Source organism: Pantoea sp. 18059 (assembly GCF_902706165.1).
In the GTDB taxonomy this organism is placed as follows: Bacteria; Pseudomonadota; Gammaproteobacteria; order Enterobacterales; family Enterobacteriaceae; genus Pantoea; species Pantoea agglomerans.
This window is the reverse complement of the sequence record NZ_CACSJS010000007.1, coordinates 81303-98408: the sequence shown is the minus strand read 5'-3', so window position 1 is coordinate 98408 and position 17106 is coordinate 81303. Positions and strand designations below refer to the sequence as shown.

Sequence of the window (17106 nt, the reverse complement as noted above, 5' to 3'; positions counted from 1 at the left end):
GCTAATGTAGGATTCAGCGCGCTGCTGTCAGTTGCAGCGTGTTACCTATAGGAAGTCACGCAGCGAACGCACATTGCCCGTTCATCACTTCTGCCAGACCTTTCAAAGAGTTAGCCAGCATGATGCTGTCATCAGCAGCGTTTAAAAAGCAAAGCCTGACCGATAATCAGTGATCGAGGCCGCCGCATAAGCAAAGCCAGACACAGAAAATTCGCGCGTCGGGTTTATCAGAGTTGTTCGAGATGAGGTTTTTCCATGCGTTTTAAAGGATTGAACATCGGGTTTTTCATTTTGATTCTGGCTATCGCCACCCTCGGTTTTTTCGAGGTGCTTTCGCCCTATTTCTCGCCGATTTTATGGGCGGCGATTCTGGCGGTGATTTTCCATCCGCTGAAAACGTATCTGCGGGTCCGAATGGGCGAACGCAATGGCCTGGCCGCGTTGATTACCCTGCTCTGTATCTGCCTGATTGTGTTCACGCCGCTGGCCATTATCGCCTCATCGCTGGTGGTCGAAACCAATGCGGTCTATCACAAACTGCAGACCAATTCGGCGCAGTTCCCGGCGGTCTTCGCCGATCTGTTGCAGCATCTGCCGCGCTGGGCAAAACATTATCTGGCTGAAAATAACCTGGATAACGCCGAACAGATTCAGCAGAAGCTCTCCTCGTTTGCCCTTAAGGGCGGTCAGTATGTGGCAGGCAGCGCCTTTATCATCGGTAAAGGGACGTTCAGCTTCACCGTCGGCTTTGGCGTGATGCTTTATCTGCTGTTCTTCCTGCTGAAAGATGGCTCCTATCTGGTGCATCTGATCCTGGAAGCGCTGCCGCTCTCAACCTACGTGAAGCATCACCTGATGGTGAAGTTTGCGGCCGTGGCGCGCGCGACGGTGAAAGGCACGGTGGTGGTCGGTATTGTTCAGGGTATTCTCGGTGGGCTGGCATTCTGGTTTACCGGTATAGACGGCAGCCTGCTGTGGGGCGCGCTGATGGCCTTCCTCTCCCTTATTCCGGCAGTCGGTTCCGCCATTATCTGGGTGCCTGCGGCGATCTTCTTCTTCGCCACCGGTGCACTGTGGAAAGGGCTGTTCCTGGTGGGCTTCTTTGTAGTGATTGTCGGACTGGTGGATAACATCCTGCGTCCGCTGCTGGTCGGCAAAGACACCAAAATGCCTGACTATCTGATTCTGATCGCCACGCTGGGCGGCATGGAGATTTACGGCATCAACGGTTTTGTAATCGGTCCGGTGATTGCCGCCCTGTTTATCGCCTGCTGGAACCTGCTCTCAGGACGCGATAACCGCGAAAACATCGAAGCCATCGACGAAGAGTTTATCGAAGAAGGTAAGAAGCAGTCCGATACCGCGGCAGAGGCTGCGGCTGAAGCGGCGGCGGCCTCCGCCGATGCGGCTGCAGAGACGGAAAGGAAAGTCTCTGCGTTAGCCGCCTCAGAGAAAGAAACAGCGGAAAAGAAAGCGTAATCCGCGTCAGGCAAACCCAGGTTAGTATCGCAGTGAGAGCGAGGCCTGCTCAGGAAACACGGTCAGATCGGAAAGGCGCAAAACCCGCCATCCATGGCATGCTCGGCCCGCGCGATTACGCACCTCATCCCTGAGGTGCGCCCGTAAACGGGCTAACGCTTTGCGTTGTTCAAAAACGCTCCCGGCGTTTTTGTCCCAGGCGCGGGACGCTTTCCTCTTCTGACCGTGTTCCCTGCGCGTTGAGCTTATGCGTTGCTGCCAGGGGCATTACGCGTCGGCTTTATCACCCATAAAAAACCCACCTTTCGGTGGGTTCTTTTTTTAACCTGAGAACAGCCGCGAATTAGTTAGTCGCTTTGTTTTTCAGATCTTCAGCACCCTGCTTGGTTTTATCCCAGCCTTTCTCAGTGCCTTCTTTGGTTTTGTGCCAGCCTTTCTGCGTACCTTCGGTGATTTTACTGCCGGTGGTATCGCTTTTGCCTTCAGCGGCATGCTCAGACTTCAGCTTCAGCTCTTTGCCTTCGTTCTGGGTCTGATGCAGTTTTTCCTTCGCGGTATCGGCGCCTTTATGCGCTTCCGCAACGGTGTTATCTGTAGTGGTAGCAGCAAATACCGGCGAGGCCAGCAAAATAGCAGACAGTGCAATAATTGATTTCTTCATAATTCCCTCTGTATGAATCGTTGCCGTGTAGGTTTTAATCCTGGCATAGTGTTCCCAGGAAAGATTTAAGAATAAACCAGGAATGAAAAAGGGCCAGTTTTCACCAGAAAAAGCCGCCGGTTGTAGCTTTTTCGTCCATTACCAAAGTGCGAGTTGCGGATCGTTGTCCGGTTTCGGCTGGCTTCGGCTGACGCGAGCAGGCGGTGCAGGCTGCTGCATCTGATGGGTGATCCACTGCAGCAACACCGTCACTATATAGGTCTGCTGCTCCGCGCTCAGCGGCTGGTGCTGTCCGATGTTGTGCCACTTACTCAGACAGCCACGACAGCAGGTTGCGGTGGCGTGCTGAGCGATAAACACCGGGTGGCCGCGCATCGGCGTCTGCTTGCCATCATTTTCAGGCTGCGCAGGCGCCAGCCGCTGTGCCACAAACTCAGCGGCGTGCAGGCGCAATACCGGCTCGCCTTTGCTGCTCGCATAATCATATTCCGCGCGTCCCAGACGAAAGCGCTGACGGAACGGCGAGCGTGACAGCCGGGTAAACAGGTCGTCAGAAACCTTCATGCTGATTGCCAGTCACTCATATTTACGTCCCGCCAGATAGCGTACGCCCTGCGACCCGAACGCCTCACGATGGAGTTCATTGGGCTGCAGATGAAATGTCTCACCGGGATGATAGGTGGTATCGCCTTGTTCGGTACTGATGGTGATGTCACCACTCAGAATCAGTGCCAGTGCTTCAAAGGGATGTACGTGATTATCAAGCTGGGCGGCGGCTGCACGCTCAATCAACAGAGGCTCGTCAAAACCCTGTTCGGCTAACAATTTTCTGAATTCGTGTTCTGTCATCGCAACTCCTCAGTGTGGATCTGACCCTTAGCAGTGTAGACGATCTTTATCGCCGCTTATGGCACTCAACAGGTTACGTAAAGTAGCGCAAGCAGGGTTGTTCACCGGTCAGGCCAGTGCTGTACTTGCCGTCTCGTTACAGCCATTTTGACATCGGGATAACGCAAAAGTATGTCTCAACAGGAGAAAACTGCCCTGCTGCTGATTAATCAGCGCTCGCGCAAAGGACGCGCCGAGGCCAGCCGCGCACAGTCGCTGCTGGCTCAGGCCGGGTTCACCCTGCTGCAACCGGCCGGAGATGATACCCGCAGCTACAGCGAATTAATCGCGGCGTATGCCCATCGCGTTGATGCGGTGATCGTCGGCGGTGGCGACGGCACGCTTAATGCGGCCGCGCCAGGACTGATGCAGACCGGCCTGCCGCTGGGCATTTTACCGCTGGGCACCGCCAACGATTTTGCCCGCACGCTGGGCATTCCTGCCAGCCTGGAGTCCGCGATAAAGATTATCGCTGACGGGCAGCTGCGCGCAGTGGACCTGGGTGAAGTGAATCAGCACCTGTTTCTGAACGTCTCCAGCATCGGCTTTTCGGTGGAACTGGCGCGCAACCTCACGGCGGAATCGAAAAAACGCTGGGGAGTGGGCGGTTATGCCCTGGCGGCTTTGCGGGTGCTGCGGCAGAGCCGTCCCTTCAGCGCTACGCTGGTGCATCAGGGCCATCGGACGCCGATCAAAACGGTTCAGGTGTCGGTGGGCAATGGACGCTTTTATGGGGGCGGCATGACAGTGGAACAGCGTGCCGCTCCGGACGATGGGTTACTGGATGTCTACAGTCTGGAGCTGCAGCATAGCTGGCAGCTCATTGCGCTGCTGCCCTTTCTGCGGCGCGGCACTCACGGTCGCTGGCGTAACGTGCGGGCATTCAGCGCCATGGAGCTGACGGTTGAGACGCGCCGTCCCCATTACATCAATGCAGATGGTGAGATTATCGGTCAGACACCCGCACATTTTCGCCTGATAGCCAGTGCACTGCGGGTTTATGCACCGGGCGACAGCGCAGCAAAATAGCCCGACGGTGGGCGTGGTAACCGATCGCGGTGAGAAACTAGTGCTGGGTGCTCTTTTTTTCAGCGTAGTCGATGTGTTCGGAAAGATTGGCGACCAGCTTTTTCGCCATTTCGAGGGTCAGACCCAGAAACAGGGTCTCCTGCGGGCCCTTTTCACGCGGGGCATTGGGATCGATATAACCGAATTTCACTACCAGTGCCTGATGGGTATTCAGGGGACCAATATGCCAGCCGGTAACCGGGTAGAAGGTAAATCGCGTAAATTCATTCATTTAATCCTGACTGTAAAAGCATAACGCTGATTGATAGTCAGGCCAGCTCTGATGATAAAGCATGAGTGGAATACTCAGTCTGAACGAAATCGACAGGATTACAAGGGAAGCGGCATAACAAGCGCAGCGTGACGCAATGAGGATCTGTAATGCATTCAGGGCCTGCTGCAGCAAGGGGATGAGGATATCTCAGGCGTGTGTAACCTGCGCGACTCCGGCACGGGCGCTCTCCTGTCAGGCCAGGGCGAACGCCCCTCAGGACTCTTTATCGGCTCGGGGAATAATCGAGATATGCCCGTTAACCTCCAGCACCGCATATTTAATCTGATCAAATCGCTCCAGACCCTGCCCGGAGCGCGCCGCTTCCAGCACATCATCAGGACTGATGCCGGTCATCTTCATGCGGTCAGTCAGCAGATTACCATTCTCGACCAGGATCACCGGGCCGCCATCGATCACCTGTTCCACCACCGGAAAGCGACTTTTCAGTTTGCCCAGCACAATATCAATCGCTACCAGCGTGATAATAGTCAGCGCAGCGCCGGTAACAGAAAAATCGTCGCCCAGCAGCGCCTGCTGAGTTGCTTCACTGATGATCAATAGCAGAATCAGATCGAAAGAGGTCATCTGCAACAGAGTGCGTCTGCCGGCAATTTTGAACACGACCATCAGCACCAGGTAGATCGCTGCGGCACGTAATACCGTTTCCATAAAGCGCCTCTGTCAGGGATAAATCCATTGGGTAAAACGGGCCGGAGCATGGCCGTCACCATGAATAGTGACGTGAATGCGGCCCGCATTGCGCGGCTGCAGGCCAAGCCAGATCGCGTGATCCGGTCCGGTGTTGCGGGCCGAAAAGGTCAGCCGCAGATCGCTGCCAATCGTCACCGCCTCCAGCGGTTGAGGCTGCAGCGTCTGGATTTGCAGGTTATCCAGGGCGCCACCGCCAATCGTAACGGTAAAGCGATCGGTTACCGGTGCGTTGTAGCGAATGCGCATATCCATATTGCTCTCAACCCGGCCAAACCGTTCATACTCCACCTGGATGGTCCCGTCCGGCGAGCGGGCGCTGCCGTTACTCAGCACGCCTTTGGAAAAGAGTCCGCATGCACCCAGAATCACCAGCGCAATCAGAACGTATTCACCGATACGCTGAATCAGCCATTCACGACGTATCCAGCGGAGGTTTTCCTGAATCGGTACCGCCTGGCCACTGCTATCCTCTTTTTTCACCGTGACCTCACTCACTGTTGGCTCAGGAACAAAAACTGCACGCTGCGTTAAGCATAGCCAGACAGTATCAGTTCACTATCTGGCGGGTCGTGACCTTTTCAGCGGGACAATCTGGCACCGCATCCTGCCGTTTACAGCCAGCCGGAGCGACGCAGTTTGGCCCACAGCCCGCCGCAGGCCAGCAGGGTCAGCCCCACCGCCAGCGGATAGCCATACAGCGACTTCAGCTCCGGCATATGCTCGAAGTTCATGCCATACATACTGAAGACCACGGTCGGGATCACCAGGATCGCACCCCAGCCTGCCAGCTTTTTCACCACTTCATTCTGCTGCACCGTCACCAGCGCCAGATTGACCTGCATGGCACTGGTCAGCATCTCACGCATATCTTCCGCGTCGGTGACGACATGCCGGGCGTGATCCTGCACGTCACGGATGTAGGCGCGCAGCGGACGCGGGATCAGATCTTCATGCAGGTGGATCAGCTGATTGCAGATCTCCTCCACGGGTAGCGCCGCATTGCGCAGTTTCAGCAGATGACGCCGCACGGTGTAGACCGACTGCACCGACTTGCGATCAAATTCACTGGTGAAGAGATCGTTCTCCATCTGTCCGACCCGTTCATTCAGCGAGGTGGACAGTTCGGCATAGCGATCAACAATAAAATCGAGCAGGCAGTAGAGCGGATAAGCGGGACCAAACTTCAGCAGCGCCGGGTTTTCAGCCGCCCGCTGCCGCACCGGGGTGTAGCTTTCAGAGGCGCCGTGACGGATGCTGATCAGGAAGTTTTTTCCGACAAAAAGATGCGTTTCGCCCAGTTCGCAGCTGTCATCCTTAGCGCACACCGTTTTCACCACGATAAACAGCGATTCGCCATAATGTTCAATTTTAGGTCGCTGATGGGCATTGAGTGCATCCTCAACCGCCAGCTCATGAAGGCCGAACTCCTCTTTAATCTTCGCCATAAACTCAGCGTCTGGCTGCCACAACCCGAGCCAGATAAACGCCTCAGGCTCTTTGATCACTTCACTGATATCATCGACTTCAACCTCTTCGCCCGCGCATCCCGGACGATACACCCTGCTGCTTACGATCATCTTCTGCTTTCCCGTTGTGACAATACATGCAGCTTAGCCAATCCCGCGCCTGTAACCGGATAAAAACCGTAAGGATTTGCTGCGACGCTGTTCGATCAGCGGCTTACCACTTCAGCCCTAATCCGGTGGAGAAAATGCCTTCGTTCAGGGTATCGGGTATGCCGCTGACCAGATTACGGTGATAGCCAACGTGCAGCGTTGACCACGAAGTCAGGCTGTAGCGCAGGCCGACTTCGGCATCCAGCATAAATACGCCGTCATCATCCAGCGAATGGCCAACATCGCCATTGCTGTAAAGCGTGACCGACTTGCCCAGCAGATAGCGCTGATAGTTCCAGCGCAGCGAGCCGCCAAAGTGCCGCTCTTCCCGGTCATCGCTGTAGCCATACTCAAAGGCACCACCCAGCACCGAGAGTGAGAACGCGCTGAGTTCGGTGTCCCATAACTGATAACCAGGCCCGGTGCCGATCAGCGCCTGACGTGACAGATTCTCCACCCAGTCGCGCTTGTAGGTGGCGCGGGTCTGCCAGAAGAACTGCTCCCTGACCAGATAGTCGAAGGCGTAGCGCAGGCTGTAGTTATCGGTATTGATGTTCTCGTTTTCCTGCTCGCGATTGTAGGTCGCACCGATATCGTGACGCCATTTTCCCTGGTTCAGTTTGGTGTTGAGCGCGAAGCTGTAGTCGTCAGTTTTGGTCGAGGCTTTTTTCACCTTTACGCCCGCATCGATGTTGCCGGTCCAGGCGAGCTGATCGCTGCGGACTTTGGCTTTCATAAACTCATCAATGCGTCGCAGCGAAACCTGCTGCTCCTGCTCGTTGCGTTCCACCCAGACATAGCCGGGATCGGATGAGGAGAGCCGCACCTGATAATGTTCGCCAGTCTTTTTGTTTTCGACATTCACCGGATTCTCGCTGGCAAGCGTACTGACCGCACTCCAGTCCAGCGTGACGGTACCGGCGTAGTGTGTCTCTATCCCCAGCTTGCCGTCGCTGAGATAACGAATCGTGCCGGTCAGCCGATCGCCATTATTCAGCCAGACGGTATCGGCAGTGGCCTGCTGTGCCCATCCGGCGCAGCAACTGATGACCAGCAGCGGGATAAACGAGGTGGCGCAACGCATAGCTTTCCCTGTAAAGGCGTCGTCTTGCACGGGCGACGCGTCACCGCAAATTCTGACCTGACAATTAAGCCGATTCTGCGACGATATGCAATGCGCCGCCTGGCTCAGGAGAGATCGTGCAGTGCTTTGCCGAGCGGTGGAGTAATAGCGAAGTCCGTAAAACTCATCGCCAGCCCTTCACGTTCCGGTGAACAGCCCATCACTCCGACAAACCGCCGCCCCTGACCGGGCCACGGGCAGAGCCGTAACAACGGCCAGCTCACGCCGTCGGTAGAGTACTGAATTCTTAAGGCCGCATTTTCCAGCGTGGCGCGCAGCCAGAACTGGCTCGCATCGCCGGGAAACACACCGGTAGACCAGTCGGAAAACTCGCGCGTCACCACGCTGCCAATTGCGGGCTGGTCATCGTTAAACTCAATGCCCGCCTTAACCCAGTGCGTTTCGTTATCCTGAATAAACAGCCCGGCCTGATCGTAGAGCTGACTGAAATCCGCCCTCACCTGCACCTGAACGGTAAAGTCGTTTTCCACCCAGAAGCCAAAAGCGTGGCCGCTGTGCCGTTCGAACCCGTACCAGGTACGCTGCCAGAAATCGCTGTTCAGCGCGGTTTCGAACCTCAGCGTTTCGCCATCCAGACTGTGTACCGGCGGCTGATTAATCCAGACGCCACCTTCAGTGGTAATGGAACTGACTGCTGTCATAGGCACTCCTTTGGGTAAGTTAAACCACCCGCGTGCTGGTCGATCTGCGGCGTGGCGACTGACCTGATTATCATAGCGTTGATTGGTGAACGGGCGGCAGACGATTGCGGCAAATCTGAGGATGTCGATGTGGCAGGCAGTGAGGTCAGCAGACCCGTGGCTGCAGAGACTCCGGCTCTGTTTGCGGTTTCGCTTATATGCCCTTTATTCTCCTGCCGGAAATAAATAACTGCGACCAGGTCCAGTTCACTGAACTATTTCATTTTGTTAATCCCCTGGCGAAAACAGCATTTAACAACCAGGCTTGTTTTGTCTGAGGGCAACTGAACTCATTAAATATAAGGATTAAGCCACCATGGTAGATAAATCAGAAATTTTAGATCACGCGCAGGTTGTTGATGTGAATGGCGAACATGTCGGGATTGTCGACCACTTCGAAGGCGACGACAAAATTAAGCTGGCGAAAAGCGATCCTGAAGCGGGTGGCAAACACCACATTATTCCATTCAGCTGGGTGAAAGAAGTTGATGATAATAAAGTCATCCTTTCTAAAGCCAAAGCGGATGTTGAAAGTGAGTGGCAGTCTGCATAAAACATTAGCCGTGGCGCCCGCCACGGCTTATTTCATTTATTCTGTTAAATAACTCCTGCGTCCTTCCCTGCCCATTGTTCATCTATTACTGCTTAATATTTCACACCGCCTGAAACGTCTTCAGCAATATCTGTCAGATTTTTACTTTCCATGACACGGTGCTCCCTGTTTTTATGTCCGGTGGCGGGTTGTCGTAAGTGGAGGGTTTGGAGCGGTCATCATGGCATTGCGGCGGGAGGGGAAAAACCACCAGAATGGCGCAGCACTTTGCCGGATCTCTGTCGGTATCCGGCGGTCATAAGAAACGGCGGGTGAAGTAAAACCTGAGATCCTCACCCGCTGCGGGTTATTCCTGTTTTGCTGCGCGATCCCGCAGCACTTCCCCCACCACCGGAACCGCTGAAAAGGCATTTGGCCAGCCAGCATAGAACGCGGCCTGAGTGATAATCTCGCCCGCTTCTTCAGCCGTCAATCCGTTGTCCATCGCCCGGTTGAGATGGTAGCTAATTTGCGCACTTTGTCCCGAAGCAATCAGTGCGCTGACCGTCACCAGACTTCTGTCACGAGGTTGTAGCGCTGGCCGCTGCCACAGATTGAGAAACAGCGGATCGGCGGTGAATCTGACCAGCCCGGGCGAGATCGGCCCCACATTTTTCTCTACCGTTGCAGAACGCTGCTGTTCGGCTGCCTGATTTAGTGGCAGCAGTGCCGGAGAGGCTTCGGCCAGTTGATCGGCACCAATGCCTCGCGCCTGAAACACATTTTTGGTCACCGCAATTGCTGACATCGCATTGGGCCAGCCGGAATAGAACGCCAGGTGAGTAATAGTTTCCGATATTTCAGCGGGCGTCACGCCACTATCGAGCGCCACACCGGCGTAATGTTGTAACTCAGCAGGCTGGTTGCGGGCGATGAGAATGGCAAGCGTAACGATACTGCGGTCACGGATCGAAAGTGCGTCGCGTTTCCAGAGATCATCGGTTATCGCTTCACGTCCGAAACGAGCCAGTGCGGGAGAGACGGACTCAATGTCGGCAACCGAAAGGCTGGATGGATTGACGTTCAACATAGTTTCACCTCTTTTGGGTTCAGCAGCGGCCAGGTCGGCCAGCATCATGGAGATCGCGGCGGCGGCAATCACTTTTTTCATCCTCTGATCAGCTCCCTGGTAAAGGTCAGTTAACAAAAGAGTTAAGAGCGCCACGGTTTTTCAGCAGAGCTGGCAACACGGGGATCGCCTCTTTGCGGTCGGTCATCTCAGCTGTCAGCCGGATATAGTCGCGAAAATGGGGCGTTTCGCGGTGTTGCTGATAGGCGGCGTCACTGGCGTAGATTTCATAGAAGAACCAGCGATATCTGTTTTTTGCATCGGTCGCGGCATACATCGCCAGTACGCCCGGTTCCACCTTCAGTGATTCCGCCATTTCAGGCAGCACAATATCGCGGAATGCCTGCTGATCGGCCGGTTTCACGTCAACAATCACCAGGTTATTGATGGTTTCTTTATTCTGTACGAAGGGTTTATCACCCAAAAACTGCGGCTCCAGCACGGCGCTCTTTTTCTGGCCGATAAGATCAGGTACGCGTGTAATAAAAGACCGGTACGGCTCAGAACTGAGATGTTGCTGGTATGCCTCTTCACTCGCATAAATTTCAATCATATAAGCCTGATGAGCATTTTCTTTATGTTTCAGTGAATACATCGCCAGCGTACCTGGTTGCTCTGCCAGCGAACGGGTAATATTATCTCTGGCAACTTCATCGTACTGTCCGTTTTTCCCGACCTTAATTTCCATTTCATGCAGATTAATGACACGGTTTGTGGGTTCTGTTAAAGCGGCTGCCGATGCCGGGCCGGCCATCAGCAGAGTCAGAGTCAGAGCGGTAATATTGTTCACGGTCTGCCTTAATTATCGGATGAGGTGATTTGCGATTAATTCGGTGTATTAACCGGCGCGATTTCTGTTTCATCTGGCTATTAAGCCGTCGTGAGTTCCGCATTGAGCTGAGCAATGAGTCGCGACGCGTGTTGCTTTGCTGCAGCAATTTGCTGCGTGATAATAGTTTCATTACGACTGGCATAGCTTATCCCGCAGGTATAAACCGGTTTCTGCATCTCCAGATTGCAGAGTCGGGCGGTGGTTTCAAACTGAATCAGATAATCCTCCAGCTGATGACCAAAGACACCATCTGCCGCGTATAACGCCTGCGGTGCGCCAGTGGTGAAAGAGAGGATCAGTTTTTTACCGCCGAGTCTGGCCGTTGATCCGTGCGCAAACCCATGAACAAATACGTCATCCAGCCATAGCTTCATGAGCCCTGGCAGCGAATACCAGGAGAAGGGAAATTGCCAGACGATAATATCTGCCTTCAGCAGTGCATCCTGTTCGGCGCTGACATTGATGTTGTTGTCCGGATAAAGAGCATCCAGACGACGGATTTCAGCATCAGGCAGTGCAGAAGCGACTTCATTGAGAATGGTAGCATTACCGACCGAATGGCTCAGGTCGGGATGACCGGAAATAATTAATATATTTTTCATTTTCAGTTTTTAATCATTTATTTTTTAACAGATAACCAGGCGTTGTCGATGCCATCAAGCGCTGGGTACTTTTTGCCGTCCGGCACCGTTTAATCAAATGCAATCGCTACGGCATCCGCCTTTCCTGCCGCCAGCGCTTCACTCGGCGTTTTTACTGCGCCGCCTCCCTGACACCTGTCGGATGACTGGTGACAACACACGGTAGCGGTTTGCGACTGATCATTGGGTGGCGCCCTCTTGCTGAGGCTTATACTCTGCAGCGAACAGGCTTTCCCAGTTGGTGAATGCACCTAACGGGATGCAGTCAAAACTCAGCAGACCGGCTTTTGCCAGCGGAAAGTCAGCCAGCAGGCTTTGGGCCTGTTCCACCGAGTCGCATTCAAGGAAGATCGCAACGCCGGGTCGATCCTGTCGGTAGTAAATATCGCGTAGCGCACCGGATTTATACAGACTCCAGGCATGGAAAGCTTCGGCAGCCAGATGAGGGTGATACTTTTCCAGCGTGGCATCGGGGGCGGGTTTATCCAGACACAAAATTCGCATATCAATCTCCTGAGATTCACGGCCAGGGGGAACTGATAAGGAGTATATGCTCGCGATTTAGTGAAGATTAGGCCACTATTGACTCAAAGATATTTAGCCTGCGGCTAATAATAAGCAGCCCGATTGTGTCAGGATTATCCCGTGAACAACGCCATCTATAATCAGATACGCATCTTCCAGAGCATTGCCCGCGAAGGAAATATTTCATCGGCTGCTCGCAAACTGGAGATTACTCCCCCCTCTGTCAGTAAGGCGCTGAAGCTGCTTGAAGCGCACATCGGTCATCCGCTATTTGTGCGAACCACGCGCCGGATTGAGCTGACCGATGCCGGACAGCAGCTGCTGGAACAAACCTCAGCAGCGGTAGCCTCGCTGGAAAAATCGCTGGAAAGCATCCGTGACCAGAATCAGGAACCGTCGGGACTGGTCAGAATCACCCTTTCGCGCTTTGCTTATCTGCTGGTGCTGAAACCTGCGATGGCCGCTTTCTGCCAGCAATATCCCGGTATTCAGCTGGAAATTTCGGTATACGATGGTACCGTGAACATCATTGATGAACGTTTTGATCTGGGGATCCGGTTTGGCGACATTCTGGAAGGTGGCGTGGTGGCGCGACCGCTGATGAAGCCGTTTCGCGAAGGTTTGTATGCCTCTTCTGCCTATCTGGCAGCGTTCGGCATTCCAGCGTCTCCGTCTGACCTGCATCAGCACCGGCTTATCGGTTACCGGTTTATCACCAATAATCGTATTCTGCCGCTGATTCTGGATCATCATGGCGAACAGCTGACCGTTGAGATGCCGGGTCAGTTGATGAGTAATGATATTGAGGTGATGGCTGATGGCATTCGCAACGGGCTGGGTATCGGGCGACTGTTTGAACCGGTTCATAATTTACAGCCGGATAAAGAGGCATTTATTCCGGTGATGGAGCGTTACTGGAAAACTTATCCGCCGGTTTATCTCTATTATCCTAAAAGCGCGGGTAAAACGAAAAGAGTAAAAACGTTAATCGACTTTCTGCTTAAGCACACTGCGGGTTAAGCACCTGTTACTGATAGCGGGCTTACTGAATACGGCTAATGGCAGATATTTATGACGAGATATCACCTGTGACTTTTCTTATATTCCGAACAATGAATGCTTTCAGTTAATTGCATTTTTTTGAGATCGTTATCGTAAAACTCGCTGTTTATCAGATGATTAAAGTCACTGATTTACATCGATTTTCAGCTGGACTTTTCCTGCAATAGTTGATTATATGTACAGGTATTTAGCGCGATACAGAGGTGTTGGAGCACTCCTGTATCGCTAATCACAATCACTATTGAAAAGGAATAGAGATCATGACTGAGTCAGAGTGTAATGCAGTTGGTTTAAATTCAGAAGCCCCTTCCGTTTCCCAGCGCAAATTAACGGTGAGTTACGCCAGCCGGTATCCCAGTTACGCGCGTATTCCGTCGATTATCATGAAAGGCCAGTGGCTGGCTGCCGCCGGATTTACCACCGGCACCGAAGTAGAAGTAAAAGTCACGGCGGGCCGTATTGTGCTGACGGTCAAACCACCAGAGCCGGTCGATGAGCAGCTGGTTAACGCGTTAGCGCAGCTGAATAAGCTGCCCGCCAGGAAACAGAAGCAGGTTCTGGCTTTGTCGGGTGTGGTTGCGGGTTAGTGGCGTTGAGGTAAAAGGATGCCGCTTCTGGTTGGGGAGCGGCAGATCAGTATTGCTGGCAATAATTATCCGCGTTTCTATATTTAAAGGATCTTTTGCCCCGCTAGCGTAGCGCTCCCCCGTTTTAATCGCCTTTTATAATGAGATTACAGATAATCTATAGATTGGAATGATTTCTGAAGAATTATTAAATGTTTATTATCAGATTGTTATCGAAAAATACAGATTATCGATGTACACACTATGTTCCTGTAAGGATCGTACTACTATAAATAAGTGCCAGAAACAGGAATCAGATAACTAACTTTGGATAAAAATTAGCGCTTACATTCTCTGGTAAATTTATATGATTTCCATGCTAGGTTGAGAGGTGTAACAAAATAGATCACAAGAAATGCAAACGTCAGAACAACAATATATGGAATAGCATTTGAAGCATCTGCATTGAAAATGCCACCCAGCCCAATAAGCATCAAAATAATAAGAGCAATGACTCCGCCCCAGAAGCGTTTACTTAGATCAATCACGAGGCTTTGAAGTGTATCTTTTTTTGACTCGTCTTTTTTTATAATACTTTTGAGTTTACCGATCTCTTTATCGGAGAAGCCGTTATTATAGAGTTCTTGCTCAAATTCGCTCATCTGATTCATCCTGAATGCCGTTGCGATACAAGCAAAATATAGCACAGTGTACCTGAGCCATGCTAACCCTCCTCTTTACATGGGCGGCACCGGTACCGCCCGATGAAATTGTCTAGGCTACTGTCATTGCTGTGGTGTAACCCGTTAATCCCGCGTTGGCTGCCCTCCTTAAGTGCTCTATCAATGCGCCTGTTACAACTGACAAATAAGCGGCCAGCAATACAGCTGCTGAAAGACGGTTGATGTGGCCAACGCAGCTCTGGCTGTACCCTGATGAGATGCGATCCCAAAGGTAAGGGATAGAGGTAATGCACCTAATGAACACGATGTAGGTATAAATCCACACTAACTGGCGGGATTAAGCCCGGGTTATGATCTGATTTCAATGGCTACCCAGGGTCACAACAGCCGGTTAATTAAACAGACAAACCAGCGCGAGATGAAGCAGCGTGGATATAACGATTAACCCTCGTCAATCTCTTCAGATAAGGTTAAAAATGAAAACAATTACAATCGTAGCGACCACTTTTTTACTCACAGCCTGTGTACCCCATAATGACAGACAACACGCTGTGGGCATGGCTAACCCAGCCTCTGTGTATTGTGAAAAGATGGGCGGCAAGCTGGACATAGTTAAGGGCCCGGATGGTGAATCAGGTTACTGTACTCTGCCAGGCGGGGAGCGCATCGAGGAGTGGGCGCTGTACAGAAGGGATAACCAATAGACTCGTTGGTCGGAAGGGATATCAGGGCAGCTATCAAGGAGCCGTAAGAATGGGACGTGGCTTTATGAAAGGAGGATTACCAGCATACGGCCGCATTGATGTTCCTGATTTCACAAAGTGTGTAGTGCGATGAAAATACTGATATTTATTATAATCTTCTCCGCAACCTGGTTTCTCAAACCTGAAAGCATCATCAGATCCCTGGTAGAAGGCCACATTAGCGGTGATGGTGAAGGCGCTATGGATAGTTTCGAATTCACAGTGATTGCACTTAAGGCGGTGCTTTCTGCTCTGCTGGCCTTTATCGGTGTCTGGCTATATCGCAAAGCTAACCAACGATAACGAAGCGACATTCAAGAAGCTGTTCATCGACGGTATCCACAAGTACCTCAAGGGGCTGAACCCGCGGTGGCCTATGGTGCCGGTTAGAGGGGAGCAGATCAGAACGGGATTGCACACCAGATGAGTGTGACTTTCAATAGATGCTAATAGACATCCGAATAAATTAACCTGGCTGAACGCCTTGATATTCAAGGTTCATCACTGCATGATTATGTGGGCGTAAATGACTCTGAACATAGTAAATATTAATAAAATTCTTAATTTACCTCACAAATAGAAAATGTATAATACTTAATCATTTGACTGAAAGGGATTGATTTTGAATGAAAGGAATCGACAAAAAACTTATCATCTTCACTACAAAAAAAAGATTCAATGACAGAAATGCTGATGACATGCAAAGTGGCGACATGGATGCTCATATACTGAAAAAACATTATCATCTCGGGCAAGTATCAACTTTCATCGACTGGACTACTTTTGGTCCCTCCTATCAGCATCCTGCTACTAATTCTATACAGCCAGTTAGTAGAGAAAAAGCCATTGCGTTGTTATATGATGAGCTACGCTCTCAGTCCTATGCCTTTTCTTTCCGAGGACCATACCAGGGCTTGATCATAAATCTTTTCAATCACATGCAACGTAGTAATGGAAATGATTTTCAGCATCCGTTTATGGATAATGCCTACAGAAATCTCATTTTGAGTGACAACTCTATCGATAGCACATTATCCATAATTAAAAACACTATCGAGCAATTTGATTTTAATAAGTCACAATTGACGAAAGAACATTTTTCAAATGTATTATCTAAAAGTCGTTTACCAAAATACACAAGATGGAAAGATTTTGTCAATGGCATGGGCATTACCGTCCATGACATAAACAGCACAGAAATTTCTATAGAAAGCCTGACCTTCCAGGGCAATAAATATACTGCGACTATCAAATACAGAGCACAAGACCATTTTGGCTTAGATAAAGAAGATATCTTAAAAGCTAAATTCAACTCAATTAGTTTCTTTAGAATATGGTTCGTTCTACAGAGGGCTAAGCATTTAGCTCAAAAGCCATTTTTCACAAATTTCGGAGCAACTATAACATTGACAGGAGAAACCAATGTTTAAATACAAAAGGATTGGAGCAGTTCTGATTTTGTTAATATCAGTATATTGCATATGGATTGCTGTAAGACCAGCAAAAATAGTCAGAGTTGATAATGGTGCAGTTTTTGTAGAAAATTTACCGATGACTACAGAAGGAAAACTAAAATGGTGGTTAGAAAACAAAGATTCGCTTCAGAATAAATATCATATTATCAATACCCCAGATAACTTCACTGTTATCATCATGAACTTCGATGGTTATGAAAAGTTACCAACAGGAACCAGAGATGGTTCAATTGATGACTATACCTGCTTTGATGATACTAATGGCGAGCATAAGAAATGTGTATATAACAGCATAGCATTAGTTATAAGAGGGAGCCTTGATAGAAAAGCATTTATAAATATAGGCGACAAAACATATATACAGAGTTCTGATGGTAGAGTAACATTAAAATAAAAA

General features: G+C 51.1%; 23 protein-coding genes and 1 pseudogene. 10 read left to right on the top strand and 14 right to left on the bottom strand.

The features are described from left to right. The first annotated feature begins 255 nt into the window (after positions 1-255). A complete protein-coding gene (locus GVJ63_RS17510) occupies positions 256-1479 on the top strand; it encodes an AI-2E family transporter (protein WP_033756854.1) in 1224 nt (407 codons plus the stop codon). Positions 1480-1822: 343 nt separating this feature from the next. On the opposite strand, the gene GVJ63_RS17505 is transcribed toward GVJ63_RS17510, so the two are convergent. The 3 genes from GVJ63_RS17505 to GVJ63_RS17495 form a co-directional block, all read right to left on the bottom strand. Then, entirely contained in the window at positions 1823-2140 is a 318-nt protein-coding gene (locus GVJ63_RS17505) for a hypothetical protein (protein ID WP_010259015.1), read from the bottom strand. Positions 2141-2278: 138 nt separating this feature from the next. Further along, positions 2279-2704 (bottom strand): DUF4186 domain-containing protein, encoded by a 426-nt coding sequence (locus tag GVJ63_RS17500; protein ID WP_064689938.1) that lies wholly within the window; start codon positions 2702-2704, stop codon positions 2279-2281. Between the two features lie 12 nt (positions 2705-2716). Then, positions 2717-2989: a cupin domain-containing protein gene (locus GVJ63_RS17495; RefSeq protein ID WP_010259018.1), complete on the bottom strand. Its 273-nt coding sequence runs from the start codon at positions 2987-2989 to the stop codon at positions 2717-2719. A 171-nt stretch (positions 2990-3160) separates the two neighbouring features. On the opposite strand from GVJ63_RS17495, the gene GVJ63_RS17490 reads away from it, so the two are divergent. Then, positions 3161-4057 carry a lipid kinase gene (locus GVJ63_RS17490; protein WP_159227170.1) on the top strand — a complete coding sequence of 299 codons (897 nt, stop codon included), beginning with the start codon at positions 3161-3163 and terminating at the stop codon, positions 4055-4057. Between the two features lie 37 nt (positions 4058-4094). On the opposite strand, the gene GVJ63_RS17485 is transcribed toward GVJ63_RS17490, so the two are convergent. The 6 genes from GVJ63_RS17485 to GVJ63_RS17460 all read right to left on the bottom strand — a co-directional run bounded on the left by GVJ63_RS17485 (position 4095) and on the right by GVJ63_RS17460 (position 8482). Then, entirely contained in the window at positions 4095-4328 is a 234-nt protein-coding gene (locus GVJ63_RS17485) for a hypothetical protein (protein WP_010259022.1), read from the bottom strand. Between the two features lie 255 nt (positions 4329-4583). Beyond that, positions 4584-5039: a DUF421 domain-containing protein gene (locus tag GVJ63_RS17480; protein ID WP_010671255.1), complete on the bottom strand. Its 456-nt coding sequence runs from the start codon at positions 5037-5039 to the stop codon at positions 4584-4586. Positions 5040-5051: 12 nt separating this feature from the next. After that, complete coding sequence (locus GVJ63_RS17475) at positions 5052-5576, bottom strand: hypothetical protein (protein ID WP_060679622.1); 525 nt, start codon at positions 5574-5576, stop codon at positions 5052-5054. 116 nt (positions 5577-5692) lie between these two features. Next, the gene (locus tag GVJ63_RS17470; RefSeq protein WP_010259025.1) at positions 5693-6658 is read right to left on the bottom strand and encodes a magnesium and cobalt transport protein CorA; all 966 of its coding nucleotides are present in this window, start codon (positions 6656-6658) and stop codon (positions 5693-5695) included. A 103-nt stretch (positions 6659-6761) separates the two neighbouring features. After that, positions 6762-7781, bottom strand: a complete 1020-nt coding sequence (locus tag GVJ63_RS17465; RefSeq protein WP_010259026.1) for a DUF481 domain-containing protein — start codon at positions 7779-7781, stop codon at positions 6762-6764. A gap of 104 nt (positions 7782-7885) precedes the next feature. Continuing rightward, positions 7886-8482: a DUF1349 domain-containing protein gene (locus GVJ63_RS17460; RefSeq protein ID WP_033766665.1), complete on the bottom strand. Its 597-nt coding sequence runs from the start codon at positions 8480-8482 to the stop codon at positions 7886-7888. A 355-nt stretch (positions 8483-8837) separates the two neighbouring features. Here GVJ63_RS17460 and GVJ63_RS17455 point away from each other — a divergent pair, with 355 nt between their 5' ends. Then, a complete protein-coding gene (locus GVJ63_RS17455; protein WP_003854080.1) occupies positions 8838-9074 on the top strand; it encodes a DUF2171 domain-containing protein in 237 nt (78 codons plus the stop codon). A gap of 346 nt (positions 9075-9420) precedes the next feature. Here the strand turns inward: GVJ63_RS17455 and GVJ63_RS17450 are convergent, their stop codons facing one another. The 4 genes from GVJ63_RS17450 to GVJ63_RS17435 all read right to left on the bottom strand — a co-directional run bounded on the left by GVJ63_RS17450 (position 9421) and on the right by GVJ63_RS17435 (position 12159). Further along, positions 9421-10224: a carboxymuconolactone decarboxylase family protein gene (locus tag GVJ63_RS17450; RefSeq protein WP_159227169.1), complete on the bottom strand. Its 804-nt coding sequence runs from the start codon at positions 10222-10224 to the stop codon at positions 9421-9423. A gap of 25 nt (positions 10225-10249) precedes the next feature. Further along, on the bottom strand, positions 10250-10972 hold the full coding sequence (locus GVJ63_RS17445) for a putative quinol monooxygenase (protein WP_159227168.1): 723 nt from the start codon (positions 10970-10972) through the stop codon (positions 10250-10252). Positions 10973-11052: 80 nt separating this feature from the next. Beyond that, positions 11053-11616, bottom strand: a complete 564-nt coding sequence (locus GVJ63_RS17440) for an NAD(P)H-dependent oxidoreductase (protein ID WP_010259033.1) — start codon at positions 11614-11616, stop codon at positions 11053-11055. A gap of 219 nt (positions 11617-11835) precedes the next feature. Continuing rightward, the gene (locus GVJ63_RS17435) at positions 11836-12159 is read right to left on the bottom strand and encodes a hypothetical protein (protein ID WP_022626074.1); all 324 of its coding nucleotides are present in this window, start codon (positions 12157-12159) and stop codon (positions 11836-11838) included. 141 nt (positions 12160-12300) lie between these two features. On the opposite strand from GVJ63_RS17435, the gene GVJ63_RS17430 reads away from it, so the two are divergent. Both GVJ63_RS17430 and GVJ63_RS17425 read left to right on the top strand, forming a co-directional pair. Further along, positions 12301-13200: a LysR family transcriptional regulator gene (locus GVJ63_RS17430; protein ID WP_010671249.1), complete on the top strand. Its 900-nt coding sequence runs from the start codon at positions 12301-12303 to the stop codon at positions 13198-13200. A 302-nt stretch (positions 13201-13502) separates the two neighbouring features. Continuing rightward, entirely contained in the window at positions 13503-13829 is a 327-nt protein-coding gene (locus tag GVJ63_RS17425; RefSeq protein ID WP_022626076.1) for a SymE family type I addiction module toxin, read from the top strand. 317 nt (positions 13830-14146) lie between these two features. Here GVJ63_RS17425 and GVJ63_RS17420 read toward each other — a convergent pair whose 3' ends face one another. Then, complete coding sequence (locus GVJ63_RS17420) at positions 14147-14470, bottom strand: hypothetical protein (protein WP_124889764.1); 324 nt, start codon at positions 14468-14470, stop codon at positions 14147-14149. Between the two features lie 497 nt (positions 14471-14967). On the opposite strand from GVJ63_RS17420, the gene GVJ63_RS17415 reads away from it, so the two are divergent. From GVJ63_RS17415 to GVJ63_RS17400, 5 genes and pseudogenes are all read left to right on the top strand, one after another. Then, the gene (locus tag GVJ63_RS17415) at positions 14968-15195 is read left to right on the top strand and encodes a DUF333 domain-containing protein (protein WP_132499482.1); all 228 of its coding nucleotides are present in this window, start codon (positions 14968-14970) and stop codon (positions 15193-15195) included. 129 nt (positions 15196-15324) lie between these two features. Next, positions 15325-15537: a hypothetical protein gene (locus tag GVJ63_RS17410; protein WP_064689934.1), complete on the top strand. Its 213-nt coding sequence runs from the start codon at positions 15325-15327 to the stop codon at positions 15535-15537. After that, positions 15512-15661 (top strand): annotated as a pseudogene (locus GVJ63_RS22570) (LexA family protein); the annotation flags it as partial. The gene GVJ63_RS17410 and the pseudogene GVJ63_RS22570, both read left to right, overlap by 26 nt. A gap of 199 nt (positions 15662-15860) precedes the next feature. Continuing rightward, on the top strand, positions 15861-16664 hold the full coding sequence (locus GVJ63_RS17405; protein ID WP_132499483.1) for a DUF3289 family protein: 804 nt from the start codon (positions 15861-15863) through the stop codon (positions 16662-16664). Then, complete coding sequence (locus GVJ63_RS17400) at positions 16657-17103, top strand: DUF943 family protein (RefSeq protein ID WP_159227167.1); 447 nt, start codon at positions 16657-16659, stop codon at positions 17101-17103. Before GVJ63_RS17405 ends, GVJ63_RS17400 begins: the two co-directional genes overlap by 8 nt. Positions 17104-17106: the final 3 nt, after the last annotated feature.